Origin of the sequence: Pseudomonas sp. OG7 (assembly GCF_014192825.1) — a bacterium.
Classification (GTDB): Bacteria; Pseudomonadota; Gammaproteobacteria; order Pseudomonadales; family Pseudomonadaceae; genus Aquipseudomonas; species Aquipseudomonas monteilii.
Genome location: NZ_JACHYK010000002.1, coordinates 558,647 through 579,346 on the forward strand (window position 1 = coordinate 558,647; position 20,700 = coordinate 579,346).

Consider the following 20,700-nt stretch of genomic DNA (forward strand, 5'->3'; position numbering starts at 1 on the left):
CCCACGCATGCGCAAGACCGACCGTTACCGACAACTATCTACCGCACCACGGCGCCTTGAAGAGCGTGGACTATTCCCTCTACGCAAGAGGTCATGACCATGACAAACCCCACGCCGCTGCATCAAAGCCAGATAACCCGCGCATTGCCGAAATGGAGCAAGGCGCTTCACCCCGCACACACGCAAAAAGTGGTGCAAAGCCTGCGCAGGGACTATCTGGCTGAAGATGGCACCCCTTACACATGGTATGCCACTGCCGATGCGCCCGCGCGCGAGCAGTTGCGTAACGCCATCAAAGTGCGAAACAAATGCCTGGCGCAACTCAAGACAGCGCTTGCGGGCTTCAAAGACATCATCACCTTCAGCACCCCGCTGCTGACCGAGCGGTTGAAAGTGAATGTGCCCGTAGACAGAGCGCAGTATGTCTTCCAGCCCTTTGAAGCCGATGCCGATATCTGGACCGGCGTTCCCGACCTGGAAGTGCCTTTGTTCCCTGACCGGAAGGTGGATGTGCTGGCCACCCGCCCCGTGGGCGAGCCGCAAGCACGCAGCTTGCTGGAGGCGGCTCTGCACAACTTCGAGGGCCTGGATGAAGTAGGCGCCTACAGCAGGCTCACCCGTGCAGCAGGCAGCGAGACACCCTTGCCAGGCCTGACGATGGCGGACTTCGTCAAGCATTGTCGGGCGCTGGACCTTGGCCAGCGCTATCAAGACCATCTGCATGCAACCCACGAGGGCGACAACCGCGCTGAAATCCAGCGCCTGTCGATTCAAGCCAGCCGTGAAGCTTTGAGGGTGCAGGCCCTGATCGCAACGCTCAAAGGCCTGCTGAGCGACCACGCAGGCAATGCGCTCATTCAGTTATGCGATGGCAAGCCCCACCCCACCTACGATAAGCAGCCGTTGCACTGCTGGAACTTCAGCCTGTTCGGTATTCCCATCCACGAAATCCTGTTCATCGGGCCCGACGAGCCTGGCCAGATAAACCCGTGCATTGTTTACATACCGGAAGACAACGAGCACCCGGTCAGGGAATTTGCCTCACGCCAGGCAGCAGGCCAGCACCTGCGCAGCCGTTTGCTGCAAAGCACATTCCGTCGTGCCTTGGTCCATTTCGCCTACAAGGACAGGCAACAGGAGCTGGCCGACAAGCTGGAGAACGCGCTGTTCGAGAAGGACGATGCAGGCATACGCAGACCCCGACACAAGCCTGTACTCCACTTCACCCCCTCGCCCATCCGCACCGATCCCTGGGCCACCTTGTACAACGCGCACCTTGCGCGCATGAAGGCCGACGCGAAAACCATTGCTGTCCCCACTGCCGACGTAGACGCCAAGGCCCGCAACCAGCGCCTGAAGCACTGGTTCGACATGGGCATGAATGTGCTCAACGTGGCTGCGTTCTTCGTGCCCGGGCTGAACACGGTCATGCTTGGCGTTTTCGCCTACGACCTGATGAGTTCTGTGTTCACCGGGTTCGAGGCCTGGGAAGAAGGCGATAGCCAGCAAGCGCTGGTGCAACTGGAATCATTGGCCATCAATGCGGCGGTCATCGCCGGTTTTGCGGTAGGCGCCAAGATCGTTCAGGCATCAGGCTTCGTCGATGCACTGACGAGTGTGTGGCACGAAGATCAGGAAGTGCTCTGGCACCCCGACATGAAGCCGTATGCAAGCCCAGCGGCTGTCCCTGAGGGAGTTCAACCCGATTCGCTCGGCCATGTGCACGTCGATGGGAAGACCTACCTGAAGCTGGATGGGACGCTATACGAAGTGTTTCAGGACGCTGAGCAACAATGGCGCGTGCGCCACCCCGATGATGCGCAGGCTTATGCGCCACGCTTGTTGCATCATGGCAACGCCCGCTGGCAACTCGACCATGAACAACCGCTGGAATGGGACCACCAGCAACTCATGAGCCGCCTGGGCAACTACACCACTGGCCTGGACGAAAGCGAGCTGGACTACGCCATGCGCAGTACCGGTACCGATGAAGGTGTATTACGCCGTAACCAGGCAACAGGCTCACGCCCACCCGCCCTGTTGATCGACACCTTGCAACGCCTGCAACTCGACAACGAGGCTCAACAGATCATCGATCGCGTACGCCATGGGCTACCGCTGGCAGCGTACAAGAACTTTGCCTTACCTGAACTGCTGCGCCTGCCGGGGTGGCCTGAGGGAACTGTACTCAAGGTTTACAAAGGGCCAGAACCCTGGGGCGAGTCTGTGCGCTACGGCCCGTCCCATTCGACAGGGCAAATAGAAATCGAAGTCACCCGCACCGACCTGGACAATGGTCAACTGAGCCAGACCGTGTTGGCTCAAATGGATGAAGAGACCGCGCTGCAACTGCTGGGTGACACGCCGCCCGAGCAGCGACCTTCTGCCTTGAACAACACGCTCGCGACCCACCTGGAAGCACATCGCGAAGCGTTGTTCAGCAGCCTGCAACACAGCCGCCGCCCCGTCCTTCCCCCAGCCGCCCAACCCCTCGCCCAGCAGTTTCCCGGCCTGCCGGACAGTGCGCTTGAAGCGTTACTGGCCAACATCAGCAACGCCGAACGGCTAAGCCTGACAAGGGGACGGGTGCCGCTTCGCATTGCCGAAGAAGCCCGCCGTCTGCAAGCCCGTGCACGGCTAGACCGCGCCATCCTCGGCATGTTCAGGCGCAGCCTGGCTAACGATGACAGCCAACGCCTGAAACAGGCCCTGCAAGCCGAGCAGCCACAGGCTGACTCGGCCCAGTTGCTGCAACTTGCCCTTGCCGATCGCCAGCGCTGCGCCTCGCTGCTTGGCCAACAGCCCATCAAGCCGAGCTTGCGCTCACCCTTGCGCATGGCCAACGGCCAACTTGGCTACCCTTTGAGTGGTCGGGGCCTGCCAGCCGCGCGCCGCCTCCAGGCACTCTACCCCGAACTCAGTAGCCCGCAAATCAGTGCGCTGCAAGCTGAACTTGCGCAAGGGGGCGACCTGGGTATCGCCATCAGTCGGCTGGAAGCAGAACAGCGTACCCTCAGCCGTGACCTCAACCGCTGGGCCAACGCTTCAGCTTCGCTGGAAGAGCGCTTTGATCGCCAACAGTGCGCCGAGCGGCTGATGAGTGCTGCCCGGCGTGAAGGCGGCGCGCAACGCGAGGCACTCGTGCTGGACCGCATGCAGTTGCAAGCGCTGCCAACGTTCACTGCTCGCATGCCACATATCCGGCAACTCACGCTTGATGGGCTGCAACTACGGCGCCTGGACAGCGGCTTGCTGTCAAACTTCCCCAACCTGGAAAACCTGGAAATCATTGGCAACCCCGACATTGACGCCGAAACACTGTTCGAGGCGCTCAAGTCTGCGCCACGGCTACGCGAGCTGGGCCTGACAAGCAATGGCTTGACTGCCCTTACAGCCACTGCCCAACAAGCCATCGAAGCGATGCCCGGCCTGAGAATACTCGGCCTCAGCCGTAACCGCCTGCAACTCGATGACGCCAGCTTGAGCTTCCTTGCGCGCTTGCCACTGGATGCACTGGGCCTGGGCAATAATCGGATCACACTCGATGAAACCCTCGCTGCCCGTTTTCAGGACATGATTCACCCCATGGTATTGCACATGCCTGGCAACCCATTGCAGCTGCCGCCCGACCTGCGCTTCATGGCTCGCCTCAGCCACCTGGACCTCGAGCGTTGCGAACTGCAGCAATGGCCCGACAGCTTGACCACCCTCATGAGCCAGCCCCAGTACCAACTGCGCTATCTCAACCTCTCCTCCAACCGCATTCGCACGCTGCCAGACTTGCCAGGGGTGCTGCGTACCCCCTTCGCCCGTGACGTCGCCGCGCGCCTGCCTGAGCGCCGCTGGCTGTTCAACTACAACACCCTGGAAGCCCAGACACGTGCACGCCTGGGCAGCAGTGGCGTCAACGTATTCGAGCACGCAGAGGACGTACCGCAGTGGCAAGGCATTTTCCGTGGTGAGGCGAGCAATGCCGAGGAGCAACTGTGGAGCGATTTGTTCGACCAAGGTGAGAATGCGGCACTGCTAGGGGTCCTGGAACGTCTCGCCCAGTCGGCGGAAGCGCGGCGTGATACCGCAGCACTGAGGGAACGTGTCTGGGACTTGCTGGAGAAGGCTGCTCAAGACACCGAGCTACGTGAACGCCTGGCCACCGTGGCGGGCGACTTCCCCCCAACCTGTGGCGACGCAGGCGCCGACGCTTTCAGCGCATTGGAAATAGAGGTACTGGCCCACGAAGCCGCAGGCCGTGTTGGTAGCCGACCCATCGATCTGCTGAGGCTGTATCGCAAGCTGTATCGACGCGACCAGGTCAATCAACTGGCCGACCGCATCAGCTGGAAAAGGTCCTTGCGCAAACAGGCGCTGCTCGATGGCGTCTTCGATGAAGATCTTCCCGCTTACGATGTGCTCGACGAACCCTCTGCGTTTCCGGATATCGACCTGGAAACGGGGCTGGTGGACGATATCGAAGTACGCCTGGCGTTGCGCCAGTCTCTGGCCACCGCGCTGGACTATCCCGAACCGAGCCGAGGCATGTTGTACCGCGACACAGCCAGGATCAACCAGACCATCATCGACCGGGTGAAAGCTGCGGTCCTGGCGCTGGATACGGATGCCAGCGCGCGGGAACAATGGATGAACCAGCAGCCGGGTTGGGTTGAGTACATGAAACGTGAGCATGCAGCACAGTTCAGCCTGATCACCGATTTTTGGCGGCCGGGCCTGGACTACCTGTACTACTGCCTGGATGAAACCGCCGACCCAGTCACCTCCCTGGACAGTTCTGTTCTACAGGCGCTGGCTGGCGCCATGCCCGAAAGCCCATTGAATGCTCAAGGAATACTGCGTCGCGTCTCGATCAACGAGCAGCAGTACCGCCAGGGGGTGGACGTGCTGACTGCCGAGCAGCAACAGGTTGAAACCGGCCTGCTGACCAGCCTCACTCGCCAGGCGCAAACCCTCGGCGGCTAAGCGGCTCTCACTGCCCGCGCAGGTCTTCGAAGAAGGCCTGCCGGCCATCCACCTGAGCAGGCAATTATCTACCGCACAGACTGCCAGCTTATACGGCCCCATAGCGGCTCCCGAATACGGAGCACCGACATGAGCCACACCCCTTACCACCACGCGCAAATCGTGCGTTCCCTTCCCGACTGGAGCAAGGCACTGCACAGTGAACATGCCGGCCAGATAATGAGGCGACTGCGCAAGGATTACCAAGACACCGACGGCAATACCTACGCTTGGTATGACCAGGCAGACGAACTCACCCGCCAGGCCCTGCAGCGCGCCATCGCCAGACGCGACGCCAGCTACAGGGCCCTGCAGGCGGCGCTCGGCGCCTTGCAGGGCATCTCCGAATTCTGCGCCCCACTGCTGCAGAAACAACTGAGCATCGGCATACCGGTCACTCAGGCTCAGTACGTGTATCAAGCAACCTCCGTCAAACAACCGGGCGGGCTACCTGGCGGACCTGCAGTGCCACACGAGCTGGGCGAAATCATACCCAAGGGTAACCCACAGTATCGCAGCCTCCTCGAAGCGGCCTTGCACAACTTCGAAGGCCTTGCCGATACCACGCGCTTGAGCCGCCTGCAGCACAGTCGCCAAAACATCAGGCTAATCGAAGGGTTGACGCTGGCGAGCTACATTGAGCAATGCCGGGCACTGAACCTGGGCCAGCGTTACCAGCAGCACCTTGACCAGGTCTACAGCGGTGCGAGCAAAACCAAGCTGCATTCGCTGGCCATCAACGCTCGGCGTGACGAGTTCCGTGTACAAACCCGTATCGCTGCCTGCAAAGGCCACCTCAGCGCTTCCGGCTCTTTGGCGATGCATGGCCTCTGTGCAGAGCCCGCCAACGCCACCTACCAAGGCCGCCCCCTGCATTGCTGGCAATTGCAGTTGTTTGGCATCCCCATCCACGAGCTGCTGTTCATCGCACCCGCGCAAAACCGCAAGCATGACCCGGTGTTTCTCTATAACCCGGTGGATGGGGATACGCTCAGGGAGTTTGCCTCGCTAGGGGATGCACACAAGTACCTGCGCCAGCAACTGCTGCAGGACGACTACCGCAAGCGCTTTGTCGCCCTGGCCCTGCAATCTCAGCAAGCGGCGTTAAACAAGCGACTGATGCGAGCCCTTTACAGCAACCCCGACCAGGACGATGCAACGCAGTTGGAGCCTCGCAAGTCGATACACCTGGAATCCATCGACACAAACTTGCCAAACATCCCTTGGTCGCCACTGGAGGCCAAGCACCTTACACGCCTGAAGGCCGATGCCCGCTGGGTCGCGGTGCCTACCGAAGACGTAGACGCCAGGGTACGTCTGCGCAACATCGAATACTGGCTGGATCTTGGCATGACCGTGCTGAACGTCGCTGCCATGGTCGTGCCATGCATGAACCCGATCATGCTCGCCATCGGCGCCGCGCAGATCATGGACAACGTCTTCGAAGGCATCTCGGCCTGGGAGGAAGGTGACAACGAAGAGGCTGTGGCTCAACTTGAGTCAGTGTTGATGAACGTAGTCATGGTGGCTGCAGTGGGTGGCGGTGCTGTGGCGCTGAAGGCTTCAGGTTTCGTCGATGCCATGCAGAGCGTCGTCAAGGATGGCAAGGACTACTTGTGGAGCGCCACGCTCAAGGACCACGCAAGCCCGGTATCCATCGAACACCTTGAGCCCGATGCACAAGGCCGCTACACGATAGACGGGCGCCACTACATACGCATCGATGGGACTGTGTACGAACAGGTACAAGCGCGCGGCCAATGGCGAATCCCCCACCCGCAGGACCCACAGGCCTATCGGCCACTCGTGCGCGATAACGGCGCAGGCGCATGGCGAGCGGCACATGAAATGCCGCTCGAGTGGGAGGAGCTGCATCTATTGCGGCGCCTGGGGCCAATCAGTGACGGCCTGAATGACGAGGAACTGGAAGCGGCACTCAAGTGCTCAGGGGTGCAAGGCAATGAACTTCGCCAAACCCAGGTTGCAGCGCAGCATCCCCCTGCGTTGCTGGCCGATGCACTTGACAGGCTGAGCGCGCGAAATGAGGTCAGTTTTCCCGAAGAAGCCCAGCCACTAATCAGACAGTTTCCGGGCCTGCCGCAGCGCGCCATCGGTCAGATCATGGCCAGGACCTGCATCAGTGAACGCCTGAGCCTGGCCGAAGGCAAGGTCCCCTTGCGGGTTGCCGAAGAGGCCCGAGCCCTGCAGGCACACGCCCGCCTGAGCAGGGCCTTGCTGGGGCTTTTTCGCCCTGGGCTGGCCACTGCAGACAGTGAGGTGCTGGACGTTGCGCTCAGAGCCGAGCACCCTGGCCTTGATGCACGACAACGGTATGAGATGGCCGTCACCGACCGGGGGCGTGCGGCCAGGCTGATCGGGCAGCAGCCGATCAGACCAGGCTACCGTTCGCCAATGCGCCTGGCCGACGGGGGCCTTGGCTACCCGCTCAGCGGCCGGCTACCTTGGCGCAACACGATAGATCGGCGCTTACGTTCGCTCTACCCAGGCTTGGACGCACAAGCGCGTAACGCATTGCGGGCTCAGCTGACCCAGCGTGGTGATATGGCAGCTCAGCTCAGGGCGCTGGAAATCGAGCGCGATAACCTCGACAGCACGCTGCATCACTGGGCAAGCCAGGGCAATGAAAACCAGCGCAACGCGCGTACCGTGGTGCGCGACCTGTTCAATGCCGCCTGGCGCCGCGACGACCCCGACAGCCTGACACTTCAAGGCCTGGACATCGACACGCTGCCGTCCTTGCCGGCGCGCTTCGATCACATCACCACCCTGAACATTCGCGCCATCGGCATCCGCCAGATACCTGCAGACTTTTTCCAGAGTTTCCCCTCGCTGCGCACCCTGCGCCTGGCACAAAGCCCAGAGCTCGACTTCGAGGGCCTGTTCCGGGCACTGGCATCCACACCGCAACTGGAAGTGCTGGAGCTAGGCAACAACCAGCTCGGCAGCCTGACTGACAGCATGCGCCAGCGCCTGGCCAGCCTGCCCCACTTGCGCCGGCTGAGCCTGCGCCTGAACAGGCTGCAGCTCGACGAAACCGACCTGCAAGCCCTTGCACAACTGCCCCTTGAGGACCTTGACCTTGAAAACAACCACATCGTGTTGACTGAACCGCTGGCAGCCCGCTTTACCCGCCTGCAACACCTGCGCGACTTGCGAATGACCAACAACCCTCTGGGCCACGCCCCCCATGTGACCGGCCTCACTCGCCTGGCCAACCTTCAACTGCGCAACTGTAGCCTGCTTGAATGGCCGCGCGGCCTCACACCACTGATGACGCAGGCCGACCTGCAATTGCGTCACCTAAACCTGAGCTACAACCCAATCGACCACATACCAGACCTCGACCAGGTGCTGACCAGCGCCTTTGCCAATGCCCTGCGTACGCCAAGCGGTGATGCCATCTGGACCTTCAACGAAAACAATCTGGATACTGGCAGCAATCGCCAGCTGCGCATGGCAGGCGTCGAAGTGCATAGCGACGATCAGCTGTCGGCTATCAGCGTGGACTTCTGGCTCGTGGATGCCAGCCCGGATCAGGCGCAGCTTTGGGACGAGCTGTTCGAAGGTGATTCAAACCGGCATTTGCGCGAGGTGGTCGAAGGCGTGGCGCGCTCGCGGCAGGCCGAGCGCAACTTGCGTAGTCTGACCCGCCAAGTCTGGCAGCTACTGGAGCAGGCAGGCCAGGATGAAGAGTTGCGAACCCACCTGGACACTGTCGCGCAAGAGTACCCACCTACCTGTGGCGATGCCAATACCGATGCGTTCAGCGCCCTGGAGCTCGAAGCACAGGTGTTCAGGCAACTGACCGAGGACGCAGAACGCCCTACCGCGCTCTTCAACTTTTTCAGAAGCCTCTATCGCCGCGAAATGGTCAACGCGATAGGCGAGCAACTACAGCTTGCCCGCCTGGCGCGTCAGGCCCGCTTGCAAGAGCTGGAGCGGTTACCCGCACAGGCGCAGCCGCAAAGGCTTGACGTGCCTGCGCTGGACGGCCTTGACGACGTTGAAGATGGCGCCTTGCTCAATGGCGGCGTGGACCTCATTGAAATACGCCTGGCCCTGCGCCAATCGCTGGCGAGGTCGCTCAATTTCCCAGAAACCAGCCAAGGCATGCTGTATCGCCACGAAGCGATGATTTCAGCACGCGTGCAAAACAATGTCGAACGTGCCGTTCTGCGGCTAGACAGTACGGCCACAGAGCGCAGGTCCTGGATTGCGCGGCAGCCCAGTTGGCAACGCTACCTTGCCCAGCGTTTCGCCAGCCGCTTCGCAACGCTGGATGAACGCTGGTATCAAGGCATGCAATATCTGGACTATTGCCTGGATGCCGAGAACGCAGTGATCACTTCACTGGATGACCCGGTGCTGCAAGCCCTCACCGAGGTACTGCCTGAGCCACCGCTGGACGAACGCGGGCAACTGCAGAGAATGGAGCTCGGCAGCCAGGCGTATGACCAGGCCAGCCGTCGGCTCAATACCGGCCGTGATCAGCAGCGCGAAGCGTTGTTCGAAACACTCACCCGCGCGCTAGACCCGAAGGACTAGGCATCCTACTGACCGCGCAGGTCTTCAAAGAAGGCCTGCCGGCCATCCACCTGGCTGGACGCCCGCGGGGCCACCGCCGCATCAGCATTGGCGGCCTCCACATGCCAATAGCAGTGCTGCACCGCACGGGTCACCGCCACATAGGCCAGACGCTGCACTTCTTCCTTTTGCGCCGTATCGAACGGTTGGGCATCACCGGCCTTGCCCAGCCCGGCCTGGCGATACACCTGGTTTTTGTAGGGCGAGCTGGTCAGGTACTGGCAGTCGCCCAGCATGAACACCGCATCGGCCTGCAAGCCCTTGGCACTGTGGTAGGTCAGCTGGCGCAGCCGGCGCTGTTCGGCCGGCAATGCGGCTTCGGCGTGCAGCACGCTTTGCAGGTGCTCGTTCATCAAGGCCCTGTCGCTGCCCTTGCGGTACAGCATCATCACCGTCTCGCCCCGCTGATAGTGCTCCATCAGCGTTTCGCCCAGGGCGGCCTCATCACGGTCGAATACCTTCACTGGCGAACCCGGGAGTTCGGCTGCCGGGCCACTGGCCCGGGCTTTCTTGCCAGCAATTGCCGGGGTGCCCTTCACCAGATGCTCGGCCGCGTCGATCACCTGCTGCTGGCAGCGGTAATTGTCGACCAGCATCACCCGAGTGCTGGACGGCGACGGGAAGGCCTTGGTGAACTCCATGAAGTACTTGGGCGAACTGCCACGCCAGCCGTAAATCGACTGCCAGTCGTCCCCCACGCACAGCAACGACGAATGCTGCGCATGGCGCCCGGTGTGCATGGCCGGGCCGCGTCGGCGGATTTCGGCGAGGCTGGCGCGCAGCCAACTGACGATCTGCGGCGACACGTCCTGGAACTCGTCGATCATCAGGTGCGCCAGTGGCCGCAGCAGCGGGTCGGGCAGCAGTTTCAGGTTTTCCGGGTTGTTCTCCCCAAACAAGGCGAACATACGGTTGTAGCTCATCACCGGCGGCGACTGGTCCAGCAGGTGCGCCTCCAGGGCTTTCCAGTACAGGGCCAGGGCCTCGAAGAACAAGGCATCACTGTCGCCCGACGGGAAGCTCATCGCCGCCACCGCGTTGTTCACGTCCAGGCCAAGGTTCTCGATGAAGTTGGCCGCGCCGACAAAGGCATCCAGCAACGGCGCCGGGGCCAGCTCACCCTTGACCTTGTACTCGAACCCCGGGCCAGCCACGGCATCGCCCGCCAGCGAGGCCGCCAGGCGCCGGGCCATGGCGTAGTTGTCGAGCCAGATCAGCGGCCTGTCGCAGAAGGCCTGCAACAAGGTGCGCTTGACCGCCCACTCGGCACGCACGGCCAGCTTGGCTCCGGGGCGCTGATACTGGGCACTTTCTGCGGGGTCGAAGCCCAGCACCACCCAAGGCCCCTGGCCTTCCAGCCGGCCATGCACATGGAAGCGGCTGCCACGGATGTCGACGGTTTCGCGGCAAGGTTCGATACCCTTGATCGGCCAGGCACCAGCGGCGAACCACAGGTCCTCGATCACATCGCACAGCTCTTCGTCGCGCTGGGCCGCCAGCTGCGTAACCTGTGCGCGCTTCTGCACATCAGGGTTGTTCGGGTCCAGTGGCTTCAGTTGCAACGCTTCGCTGCGCAACAGGCCGACCAGCTCGGCAAAACGCGGGCTCTCGCCCAGCAAGCTGCTGTAGCACTGGTTCAGTTGCTGGCGCTGGGCATCGTTAAGTCGCAGGTCGAACGGGTTGCTGTCGGCCTCGGCCTCACGCCCGGCGGGCATCTCATTACCCAGCGTCTCGAATGCGCGCACCAGGCCGAAACCCGGCAGGCTGCGCACCAGCGGCAGAATGCGTGAATGGAAGGTGCGCACCAGCTCGCGTGCCTGCACCGGTTGCAGGTTGATCTGCCACAGCGCGAACACGTGCAACAGGCGCTTGATGAAGTCCTTGCGCGACTCGCGGGTAAATGTGACCACGGTCATCGCGTCCAGCTCGTAGCCCAAATAATGGCGCAGCAGCAAAATGCGCAGCACCAGCGATGTGGACTTGCCTGCCCCAGCCCCGGCCACCACGCAGGTGGAGGGTGTGTCACTGAAGATCAGCTTCCATTGCGCGGCACTGGGCTGGGCCTCGGCAGGCAGACGCTGGGCCACATCAGCCTTGAAGCGCTTTTTCAGCTCGGCCGTCAATGGCAGGCGCCAGTCATCGAACAGGTTATCGTCCTGCCCAGGCACGGCGGCGGTGTCGGGGCGGGTATCGCGAATAACCAGCACCTGGCGCCCGGCCTCGTAGCCTTCCACCCGACCGCGCTCGAACCCTTCGCGCTCACCCTCGGCATGGCCCGTGCGCTGCCCGCTGGCGTGGCCGAGGAACCAGGAGTCGCGGTGCTGAGCCTGCAGGCGGGTCAGGCCACGCCCCAGCAGACGGGCGACCAGGCGGCGAAACCAGGGCAGTTGGGCGGGCGGGGTAAGGTCGGCGGGGGCCTGGGGTTGCTCGTGGGCCACGGTCACTCCGTTGAAAAACAAAATCAGCGGGCATGTTCGCTGCATCGACGGAAAATCGCCAGCGAATGCTTGCAGATCAGTGGATTAGGCGATGAAGCGAAGAAAGGCCGGCAACAATAACATCTATTAAACTGATTTTTTTAAGCCGATATTTACGCTTATTTTCGATGTTTACTTAGCGCATCATGGCGTCATTCCACCGTTTCAAGGAGCACGATCATGCTGCAATTACGACCGTTTGATAGCCTCGGCCACGCCAACCATGGCTGGCTGGACGCCCACCACCATTTCTCGTTTGCCGAGTACTACGACCCGGCGCGCATGCACTGGGGCAACCTGCGGGTATGGAACGACGACCTGATCGCAGCCGGCAGCGGCTTCCCGCCGCACCCGCACCGCGACATGGAAATCATCACCTATGTGCGTGAAGGCGCGATCAGCCACCAGGACAGCCTGGGCAACAAGGGCCGCACCGAAGCCGGAGACGTGCAGGTAATGAGCGCCGGTACCGGCATCGTGCACAGCGAGTACAACCTGGAGGACGTCGATACCCGTATCTTCCAGATCTGGATCGTGCCGGAGCGCACCGGTGAAGCACCGCAGTGGGGCACCCGGCCGTTCCCAAAAGGCGAACGTGGTGAAGGCTTCGTGACCCTGGCCAGCGGCCGCGTGGGCGATGAAGACAGCCTGCAGATTCGCACCGATGCGCGGCTGGTGGCTGCTACCTTGCGTGCTGGGGAAACCGCCGAGTACTGCTTCGATGCCGCACGCCGGGGTTACCTGGTGCCGGCCAAGGGGCTGGTGGAGGTGAACGGGTTGCGGGCCAAGGCGCGTGATGGCGTGGCGATCGAGCAGGAAGAAGTGTTGCGGGTGACCGCCATCGAAGACAGCGAGATCGTGCTGGTAGATGTGGCCTGATGAATCGGCCAGTACAGGCAGCCTTGTAGTGCCTGCACTGGCTTGCCGGCGATGGGCTGCACAGCAGCCCCCCTTTCAGAATGGCAAGGTCAGCTTCAACCAGTAGGCATCACCCTGGGCGCGATTGCGCACTTCGGTTTCCTTCGACCACTTCGCCGTCACGAACCAGCCATCCTTGCCGCTGTACTTGATCGACGGGCCGATGGCAAAGCTGCGCCCCTTGTTGTCTTCGATACGCTCACCGTCCTGACGGTCGTCAGTCGTCTGCCGATAGTAATACCCCCCTACTCCCAGCACCCAGCCATTCCCAAGGCCCCATCCCACGGCATAGTCCACATGAAACTCCTGCCCCGAACGGTAATCGGTGGCCGGGTTGCGCCTGTTGAAGTCGTACATCACCTTGGCATCCAGGTTGAGCCCGGCCGGGTCGATGTAGCTCATCGCGTACACCGGCTCGAACACCCAATAGTTGCGCCCGGGGTTGGCCAGGTCGTTCTTGTCGTAACGACCGGTGGGGGCAATCATGTCGAAGGCCAGGATGCTGTGAAACTTGTCACTGTGGTGAAAGCCCAGTGCCGGGCCGAAGATCACGTCGCCCAGGCCGCTGTTGTGCTGCGACTGGCCATTGAGCGAGACCTTCACATCCACCAGCGGCACGATGGCATGCAGCGCCAAGCTGCCACCCAGCACGGTGTAGTCACTTACCCAGATCAGCCGCGGCACGAGGGCGTTGGCGCGCACCCGAAAGTCCACCGGCAGTTTGCGCCCGTCGTTGCCGCGCAGGTTGTCGGCTTCGTAGTGGTTGACGAACAGCTGGCCGTAGAAGCCAGGTGGCGGCATGGCGCCAGACATGTAGTTTTCGGCACCGAGCGGGTAGGACGTGCCGCCCCCCTCGGTGGCATGGGACAGGTTGGCAGCGCCGAACAACGGGGCACACACGGCAAGGCGCAGCAGGTTTGCAAGGGTCGGGGTCATCGGGTCAACCTTTCTTGTTGTTATCGGTCGGGTGCACGCCAGCCCCCTGTGGCCAGGGAGCCAGACGCCAAAAGGTTCAGATGCGTTTGAACAGGGCCGAACGCTGGCCTTCGGAGGCACCGTCTGCGGCGCTGTAGAAGCGCTCCATGAAGATGTCGCGTTCGAACAGTCGGCCCTGCATCAGGCAAGTGATGGCCGCATCGATCATGGGTGGTGGGCCGCACAGGTAAGCCTTGTGGCCGTTGAAGCGGCCATCGAAATGCTGCCTGGCCGCGTCGTGCACGTAACCGCGCACACCTTGCCACTGCGCGTCTTCGGCAGCCTGGCTGAGGGCTGGCACATAGCTGAAGTTGGCATGGCGGGCAGCCAGCGCTTCGAACAGTTCGCGGTTGTACAGCTCGGCACGGGTACGAGCGCCCTGGAACAGGGTGATGCGGCGGGTATCGCCACGCGCCAGCAAGTCGAGAATCATCGACTGCGGGCTGGAAAGCCCCGAGCCGCCAGCGATGAAAATCAGGTCGCCCGGTTGTGAGCTGCGCACGAAAAACTGCCCGTATGGGCCGGACAGCGCCAGCGCATCGCCCACCTTGAGCTGCTGGTGAATGTACCTCGTGGCCACGCCGCCTTCCACCAGGCGCACATGCAGTTCCATCTCATCCGCCTGCTGGGGCGGGTTGGCCAGGGAAAATGCGCGACTGCCTTCAATGCCTGGCAGTTGCAGGTTCACATACTGCCCGGCCTGGAAGGCCATCGGCCGGTCGAGTTTCAGGTGCACGCCGCGAATGGTCGGTGACAGTTCGACCAGCCGAGTGACTACGGCGTGGTAGTCCTGCACCGGCAGGCCGGCGAAGTCCGGGTCGACGTCGATGTCGGCCTCGATGACCAGGTCGCTCTGCGGGATGGCGCAACAGGCCAGCACCTTGCCCTCGTCGCGTTCCATGTCCATCAGGGCGAAGGACGAAGCGGCACCGAGGTCGACCTCGCCTTCCAGTACCTGGCACTTGCAGGTAGCGCAGGTGCCGTGGCCGCAGGCAAACGGCAGCCACACGCCCTGGCGCAGGGCGGCTTCGAGAATGGTCTGCCCCTCCTCTACTTCAATCTGTTCACCAGTGGGTTCGATGGTGACTTGATAGCTCATGGCGGCACTCCTCAGTTGTGGCTGCCGCCCAGGCCTTCAAGGCCGGGGGTATGCAGGTGCAGCAGGCTTTTGTGGGTGATGCCGTTGGCCGCCAGGCCACGGGCCAGGTCGGGCGTGAAGGGCTGCTCATCCAGGCGCCACCGCGCAGTGGCGAAGTCCACCTGGGCGGCATCCGGGTGCAGGGCAATGGCCGGTTTGACCACCTGCTCGATGAAAGCGGCGAAGGGCAGCGCCGGGTCCACCGGCAGGGTGAACGGTGCGCAGAACAGCAGGTGGTTTTCCCAGCACAGGTACACCAGCTGGGCGCCGTGGAAGTTGGCCTGGCGGTCCAGGGGCTGGGCAGTGTAGGTGCCGATGGCGGTCACGGGCATGGCGTTGTTCCTCTTGTTCTTGTAGGGCCAGGGCGCGTCAACGGCGCCCTGGTGGTTCGGTGGCTCAGCCGGTCTTGCGCCCGGTGCCTTGCAAGGCCTGCCAGCGCTGCTGTTCGGGCGAACCCTGGTACTCGAAGTTGTCCTGCCCGGGGTCGATGTTGTAATAGTTGCGCACGACCGCCTCGACATCGCCGCCACCGCAGTTGCCCTGCAGGATCTGATGCACCGGCAGCCAGGCCTGCACGTACTTGTCCGGCTCGAAGGCGAATATGTCGCAGCAGCCATCGGAGCAGAAGTGGTAGCGCTCGCCCTCATGCACCAGGCTGCGATGGCTCAGTTGCGTGGGCGCATCCGGCTCGGTGAAGGCCAGCGGGATCTGGCAGATCTGGCACAGCATCGGCAGCGTCGGGTTGTAAAAGCGCTCACCCCGCGCCTGCAGCTCGCGCCAATGCTCGTAGCGTGGCCGGTAGTAGCGGTCGAAGGTGTCCGGGTACTTGGCCGACAGCCAGTCCAGCTCCTCGTCGGTGGGGATCCAGGTGTGGAAGTTGGTGGCCTGGCTGTACTGGTAGAAAATCGACCAGGCCTGGTGGCTGATGTGTTCCTTGCCGATGGTGGTCTGCTCGACGTACTTCGGCGGGCGGATGCCATAGCGTTCCAGGTCCTTGAACAACGCGCCACCGGCCTGTTCGAAGTACACCTCCCAGGCTTCGGCCCAGGACATCACCTTGTTGGGCAGCATGTAGTCCATCATCATCCCGACCAGGGTCAGCAGCCGGTAACCGCGCCAGAACCACTTGTAGATCCAGCGCTGCACGATGGGCACGTTGTCCTCGTGTTGCTCCAGCAGGAACTTGATCACCTCCAGGCCCAGGGTCATGTGCCGGGCTTCGTCGGACTGCGCCGAGAAGCCGAAGGTGACCGTGGCCATGTCGCCGTTGAACGCGGCACCCGACATGAACGGCACGAACAACAGGTTGGTCAGCACGTACTCGAACGAGAACGAGATGGCGGTGAGGAACTCGAACGGGCCGGCTGTGCGCGCATCTTCGAAGAACGACTTGGGCACCGACAGGAACCACACCCGGTCGTGCATGTGGGCGAAGTCATGCAGGCCGTTGAAGTGCTTGTTGTAGTGGCTCATGGCATGCACCTGGGTCTGCACGTGGCGCAACTCGTCGATGGCCTGCATCTGGCAGGCCACCCGTGCGCCGGCGCCACCAAAGTGCCGGCCGACACGGGCGAAGCCCTGGTAGGCCTGGTACTCCAGCGGGGTGACGCCGCTCAGGAACAGTTTCAGGGCGTTCACGTAGCGGGCGTCAGAGATGTTCTGGTGGCCATTGTTCTGGGCGAAGGCATCGAAGATGGCGTACAGCTTCTTCTCTTTTTCGGCCTGGTACTTCCAGTAGGCGTCCATGGTCAGGCGGAACGGGTCTTCCCACTTGTCCCAGTCGGTGATCTTGATGCCCTCGAACCGCTCGTAGGGGTAGATGGCGTCCTTGCTCTGGTAGCTTGGCTCCCAGCCCAGGTCGCGGGTCAGGCAGCGGTACTTGTCTTTCTGGTTGAGGCGCTTGGCGGCCATGGTGGTCTCCCTTGTTATTGTCGTTGTGCGGATCAGTTCCAGTGCAGGGCGAAGCAGTCTTCGTCTTCCTCGACGTTGCCGCCGAGGGTGATCACGTCGATCAGCATTTCCTGCACGTCCCACTCACGGCCGATCTTTTCTTCCACCGTGGCGCGGTGGATTTCCAGGCGCCCTTCGGCCTGCACGCGGATCATCGCCGGCTGGTGCTGCACTTGGGCATGCGGGTTGTCCTGGGTGATGGCCTCGACGATGTAGCGGGCGCTGTCGTTGTCCTGGAAGGCGATGTACACGAGGGAAGTCATGCGGCGTCTCCACTGAGGCCAAGTTTTTTCAGGCGTGCGCCAAAGGCGCTGTCACAAGCATCCAGCGCGTCACGGCCTGGGCCGGCCTCGGCCAGCGGCAGCAGCGCTTGCACGGCACGGCTGCGCCACTCACACACCCAGCCTTCGATCAACTCACGGTTGTATGGGCTCTCGGCTGCGGCCGTCTTGACCAGCGCATCGACCCAGCGCTGGCTTTCGGCAAACCACAGGCGCATGAACTCGGTGAGCATGCCCAGCTGCCCTGCCCCGATGGCCACCAGCTGCGCATCGAAGTGTTCGAACAACAGCGGATACAGCAGGCCGTCGCTGACCAGGTTCTGCGCCAGGCTCAGCTCGAACCAGTCATGCACCACCAGGCTGTCCTCCACATAGCGGCGCAGCCCTTGCCAGGCCGGCTCGTCCAGCCAGCGCTGCTTGGCCTCGGCCAACAACGCCAGGCCGTCGTCCTCCAGCAGCAGGCCGATGCGCGACAGGTACTGGGCAATGGCCAGGCGGTCCATGGCGTGGAACATGTGCATCTGGGTGACGCTGGTGCCGAACGCGTCGGCGGCAATGCCGCTGTTGTTCATGTTGGCGCCCAGCTCGGCATGGCGCAGCGGCAGCAGCAGGCGCGCGACCAAAGCACGGGTTTCGGCCGGCAGGCTGGCCAGCAGCTCGCGCTTTTCGCAGAAGGCGAAGCTGTGCTCGGCGTTTTCCTGCATGCGTGCCCGGGCTTGCACGTAGGCGCCGTAGTAGTACTGACGCGGGTCGCTGACGGCGTACCAGTCAGCCATCTGCACGGTGGTACGGCTGGGGTCGTTGAGCAGCTTGTCGGGCTGCCACAGCGGGCGGTAGTGGAAGTTGGTGGCGGCCTCGATGTCGAAGCTGGCTTCCTGGTAGCGGCTGGCCGGCTTGTCACCGAAACGGCGGCGGATGTGGCTGAAGGTCTGGCGGATCGGCTCGACCGTGGCCGTCTTGATCTCGATACTCATGCAAGGCGTCCTGTACTTGTTGTTGTGGGGATGCAATGCGCCGGCAGGCGGCGCTTCAATCGTCCGCGTCGCGGCTTTCGCCATAGCGCCACTTGCGCATGTCGGCATCGACGGCAGCGGCCATCGCAGCGTCCATGTGGCGCACCCGGTTGCTGGCGCAGAAGCTGGCGAAGGCCGTGCGCGGCAGGACCAGTTCGACGAACAGTTCCGGGTAACCGATGGCAAAGTCGAACTCGACGAATGCCGCGTCCGGCTCGCTACGTACGCGGACATAGCGCGGCATTTGCTCGAAGGTGGTGGTGGCTTGAGTCATGCGCTGGTGCTCTGGTTGGACGTGTCATAGGCCAGAGCAACGGCTGTGCCAGGCGCGTTGAAATCGCCAAGAACCCAACCCAACCAATTGTTTCTAAAGGATTTTAATTTTTTCAGCGTTACCCTCAGGCAGCGCTATGCGCACGCTGCAGGCTGCCCGTTTGATCATTTGCTCAAATGCGCCAGCGCCGTTTGAGCAAATGGCAAACGTCACCGGCGATTGACTTTTGCGCCGCTTTCAGGCGGTTTAGAAAAGAGATCGACCCGGGCCTTGCCTGCAGACTGCGGTCGTCCCGGCGTGACCAGCAAACCCGCCTTGCCTGAGCGGGTGCACGCCGATTCCCCATACAACTACAAACAAGGGGCGCAAGCGAATGATTACCCAGTACAGGGCGCCGGAACCTGCGCCGGCGCTGAAGGACCTGACCGAACGGGTACGGTTTGAAGGCACCGAAGGCAAGATCTGGCGGGACGAGCAGCGCATGCTGCTGGTGCAGGCCGCAACCATGGCCAGCATGCGCCGCGAGCTGATCGAAATGCTTGGCGTGGAGCGGGCCAAGGGCTTCTTCCTGCGCCTGGGTTACCAGTCGGGGCTGAAGGATGCCGAGCTGGCGCGCAAGCTGCGGCCCAATGGCAACCCGGTGGAAATGTTCTTCATCGGCCCGCAACTGCATTCGCTCAAGGGCATGGTCAAGGTGCGCCCGCTGCAGCTGGAAATCGACCTGGACAACGGCCATTTCTACGCCGACATCGAATGGCAGGACTCCTTCGAGGTGGAAAACTGCCAGTCCGAGGCCCTGCATTCCGAGCAACCGGTGTGCTGGATGCTGCTCGGTTACGCCATCAGCTACAGCTCGTTCTTCCTCGGCCGCCAGGTGCTGTACAAGGAGGTCAGTTGCCGTGGCTGCGGCGGCAGCGAATGCCGCATCATCGGCAAGCCGGTGGAGCAATGGGAGGATGCCGACACCTTCCTGCGCTACTTCCAGAGCGACCCGGTGATCGACGAGCTGCAGTCGCTGCAGGTGCAGGTGGCCAACCTGCGCCAGCGCCTGCAGTACGAGTCGGGGCAATTCTATGGCATCGGCCAGTCGGCGGTGTACCGGCGCTGCTGCGCACTCACCGACAAAGTCGCCCCTGGCAAGGCCTCGGTGCTGTTGCTGGGCGAAACCGGGGTTGGCAAGGAAGTGATCGCCCGCAGCCTGCACCTGCGCAGCGAGCGCGCTGGGGCCGCGTTCGTGGCGCTGAACTGCGCGACCATACCGCCGGACCTGATCGAAGCCGAGCTGTTCGGCGTAGAGAAAGGCGCCTACACCGGCGCCCAGCAGGCACGCATGGGCCGCTTCGAACGGGCCAACGGCGGCACGCTGTTCCTGGACGAAATCGTCGAGCTGACCCCACGCGCCCAGGCCAGCCTGTTGCGTGTGCTGCAGGAAGGCGAACTGGAGCGCGTGGGTGACAGCCGCACGCGGCCGGTGGATGTACGGGTGATCGCCGCCACCCACGAAAACCTCGAACAGGCCGTGAAGGATGGACGCTTTCGGGCCGACCTTTTCTACCGCCTGAACGTGTTCCCGGTGCACATTCCGGCACTGCGCGAACGCCGCGAAGACATCCCGCTGCTGATCGAGCACTTCCTCGGCCGCCTGCACCACAGCTACGGCAAGAAAACCCGTGGGCTCAGCGACCGGGCGATGCAGGTGTGCCTGCAATACGACTGGCCGGGCAACATCCGCGAACTGGAAAACCTCATGGAGCGCGGGGTGATTATCACCGACGAGAATCAGAGCATCGGCCTGGACGCGCTGTTCCCGCATGCTCCTCCGGCTTTCGACAGTATCGGACTGGGCAGCGATGGCCGGCTGGTGGCAGACGGTGACCAGGCTACGCCCGGCTGGGTGGCGCAGATTCTCGACAGCGGTACAGGCCTGGACGCCGTCGAGGCGGTGCTGATGCAGGAGGCCATGCAGCGCTGTGGGCATAACGTTTCCGAAGCCGCCCGCCTGCTCGGCATGACCCGCCCTGCCCTGGCCTACAGGCTGAAGAAGGGGTGAATCCAC

12 protein-coding genes are annotated in these 20,700 nt (G+C 62.6%); 4 read left to right on the top strand and 8 right to left on the bottom strand.

What is annotated here, in order from left to right; all coding sequences use genetic code 11:
- Positions 1–99: 99 nt before the first annotated feature.
- Both FHW75_RS07050 and FHW75_RS07055 read left to right on the top strand, forming a co-directional pair.
- Positions 100–4,974 carry an NEL-type E3 ubiquitin ligase domain-containing protein gene (locus FHW75_RS07050; RefSeq protein WP_260308757.1) on the top strand — a complete coding sequence of 1,625 codons (4,875 nt, stop codon included), beginning with the start codon at positions 100–102 and terminating at the stop codon, positions 4,972–4,974.
- 129 nt (positions 4,975–5,103) lie between these two features.
- On the top strand, positions 5,104–9,579 hold the full coding sequence (locus FHW75_RS07055; protein WP_161989821.1) for an NEL-type E3 ubiquitin ligase domain-containing protein: 4,476 nt from the start codon (positions 5,104–5,106) through the stop codon (positions 9,577–9,579).
- A 5-nt stretch (positions 9,580–9,584) separates the two neighbouring features.
- Here FHW75_RS07055 and FHW75_RS07060 read toward each other — a convergent pair whose 3' ends face one another.
- Positions 9,585–12,101, bottom strand: a complete 2,517-nt coding sequence (locus FHW75_RS07060; RefSeq protein WP_033693196.1) for a UvrD-helicase domain-containing protein — start codon at positions 12,099–12,101, stop codon at positions 9,585–9,587.
- A gap of 174 nt (positions 12,102–12,275) precedes the next feature.
- Here FHW75_RS07060 and FHW75_RS07065 point away from each other — a divergent pair, with 174 nt between their 5' ends.
- Positions 12,276–12,974, top strand: coding sequence for a pirin family protein (locus tag FHW75_RS07065; RefSeq protein ID WP_027609093.1), 699 nt, complete (start codon positions 12,276–12,278; stop codon positions 12,972–12,974).
- 75 nt (positions 12,975–13,049) lie between these two features.
- Here FHW75_RS07065 and FHW75_RS07070 read toward each other — a convergent pair whose 3' ends face one another.
- The 7 genes from FHW75_RS07070 to FHW75_RS07100 all read right to left on the bottom strand — a co-directional run bounded on the left by FHW75_RS07070 (position 13,050) and on the right by FHW75_RS07100 (position 18,644).
- The gene (locus tag FHW75_RS07070; RefSeq protein ID WP_183673392.1) at positions 13,050–13,949 is read right to left on the bottom strand and encodes a transporter; all 900 of its coding nucleotides are present in this window, start codon (positions 13,947–13,949) and stop codon (positions 13,050–13,052) included.
- Positions 13,950–14,025: 76 nt separating this feature from the next.
- On the bottom strand, positions 14,026–15,087 hold the full coding sequence (locus tag FHW75_RS07075; protein ID WP_183673394.1) for an NADH:ubiquinone reductase (Na(+)-transporting) subunit F: 1,062 nt from the start codon (positions 15,085–15,087) through the stop codon (positions 14,026–14,028).
- 11 nt (positions 15,088–15,098) lie between these two features.
- The gene (locus FHW75_RS07080; RefSeq protein WP_016714637.1) at positions 15,099–15,458 is read right to left on the bottom strand and encodes a phenol hydroxylase subunit P4; all 360 of its coding nucleotides are present in this window, start codon (positions 15,456–15,458) and stop codon (positions 15,099–15,101) included.
- A gap of 64 nt (positions 15,459–15,522) precedes the next feature.
- The gene (locus FHW75_RS07085) at positions 15,523–17,037 is read right to left on the bottom strand and encodes an aromatic/alkene/methane monooxygenase hydroxylase/oxygenase subunit alpha (RefSeq protein WP_183673396.1); all 1,515 of its coding nucleotides are present in this window, start codon (positions 17,035–17,037) and stop codon (positions 15,523–15,525) included.
- 32 nt (positions 17,038–17,069) lie between these two features.
- Positions 17,070–17,339 (bottom strand): MmoB/DmpM family protein, encoded by a 270-nt coding sequence (locus tag FHW75_RS07090; protein ID WP_019097310.1) that lies wholly within the window; start codon positions 17,337–17,339, stop codon positions 17,070–17,072.
- Positions 17,336–18,331, bottom strand: coding sequence for an aromatic/alkene monooxygenase hydroxylase subunit beta (locus tag FHW75_RS07095; RefSeq protein ID WP_019097311.1), 996 nt, complete (start codon positions 18,329–18,331; stop codon positions 17,336–17,338). Before FHW75_RS07095 ends, FHW75_RS07090 begins: the two co-directional genes overlap by 4 nt.
- A gap of 55 nt (positions 18,332–18,386) precedes the next feature.
- On the bottom strand, positions 18,387–18,644 hold the full coding sequence (locus tag FHW75_RS07100) for a phenol hydroxylase subunit (RefSeq protein ID WP_027615104.1): 258 nt from the start codon (positions 18,642–18,644) through the stop codon (positions 18,387–18,389).
- Positions 18,645–19,017: 373 nt separating this feature from the next.
- Between FHW75_RS07100 and FHW75_RS07105 the strand changes: the two genes are divergently transcribed.
- Positions 19,018–20,694: a sigma-54-dependent Fis family transcriptional regulator gene (locus tag FHW75_RS07105; protein ID WP_183673398.1), complete on the top strand. Its 1,677-nt coding sequence runs from the start codon at positions 19,018–19,020 to the stop codon at positions 20,692–20,694.
- Positions 20,695–20,700 lie beyond the last annotated feature (6 nt).

Excerpts from the sequence above, each read along its gene's own strand:
- FHW75_RS07065 (WP_027609093.1), top strand. The coding sequence starts at position 12,276 with ATGCTGCAATTACGACCGTTTGATAGCCTCGGCCACGCCAACCATGGC.
- FHW75_RS07095 (WP_019097311.1), bottom strand. The coding sequence starts at position 18,331 with ATGAGTATCGAGATCAAGACGGCCACGGTCGAGCCGATCCGCCAGACC.
- FHW75_RS07060 (WP_033693196.1), bottom strand. The coding sequence starts at position 12,101 with ATGCAGCGAACATGCCCGCTGATTTTGTTTTTCAACGGAGTGACCGTG.
- FHW75_RS07075 (WP_183673394.1), bottom strand. The coding sequence starts at position 15,087 with ATGAGCTATCAAGTCACCATCGAACCCACTGGTGAACAGATTGAAGTA.
- FHW75_RS07070 (WP_183673392.1), bottom strand. The coding sequence starts at position 13,949 with ATGACCCCGACCCTTGCAAACCTGCTGCGCCTTGCCGTGTGTGCCCCG.
- FHW75_RS07090 (WP_019097310.1), bottom strand. The coding sequence starts at position 17,339 with ATGACTTCCCTCGTGTACATCGCCTTCCAGGACAACGACAGCGCCCGC.
- FHW75_RS07080 (WP_016714637.1), bottom strand. The coding sequence starts at position 15,458 with ATGCCCGTGACCGCCATCGGCACCTACACTGCCCAGCCCCTGGACCGC.
- FHW75_RS07105 (WP_183673398.1), top strand. The coding sequence starts at position 19,018 with ATGATTACCCAGTACAGGGCGCCGGAACCTGCGCCGGCGCTGAAGGAC.
- FHW75_RS07085 (WP_183673396.1), bottom strand. The coding sequence starts at position 17,037 with ATGGCCGCCAAGCGCCTCAACCAGAAAGACAAGTACCGCTGCCTGACC.
- FHW75_RS07055 (WP_161989821.1), top strand. The coding sequence starts at position 5,104 with ATGAGCCACACCCCTTACCACCACGCGCAAATCGTGCGTTCCCTTCCC.
- FHW75_RS07050 (WP_260308757.1), top strand. The coding sequence starts at position 100 with ATGACAAACCCCACGCCGCTGCATCAAAGCCAGATAACCCGCGCATTG.
- FHW75_RS07100 (WP_027615104.1), bottom strand. The coding sequence starts at position 18,644 with ATGACTCAAGCCACCACCACCTTCGAGCAAATGCCGCGCTATGTCCGC.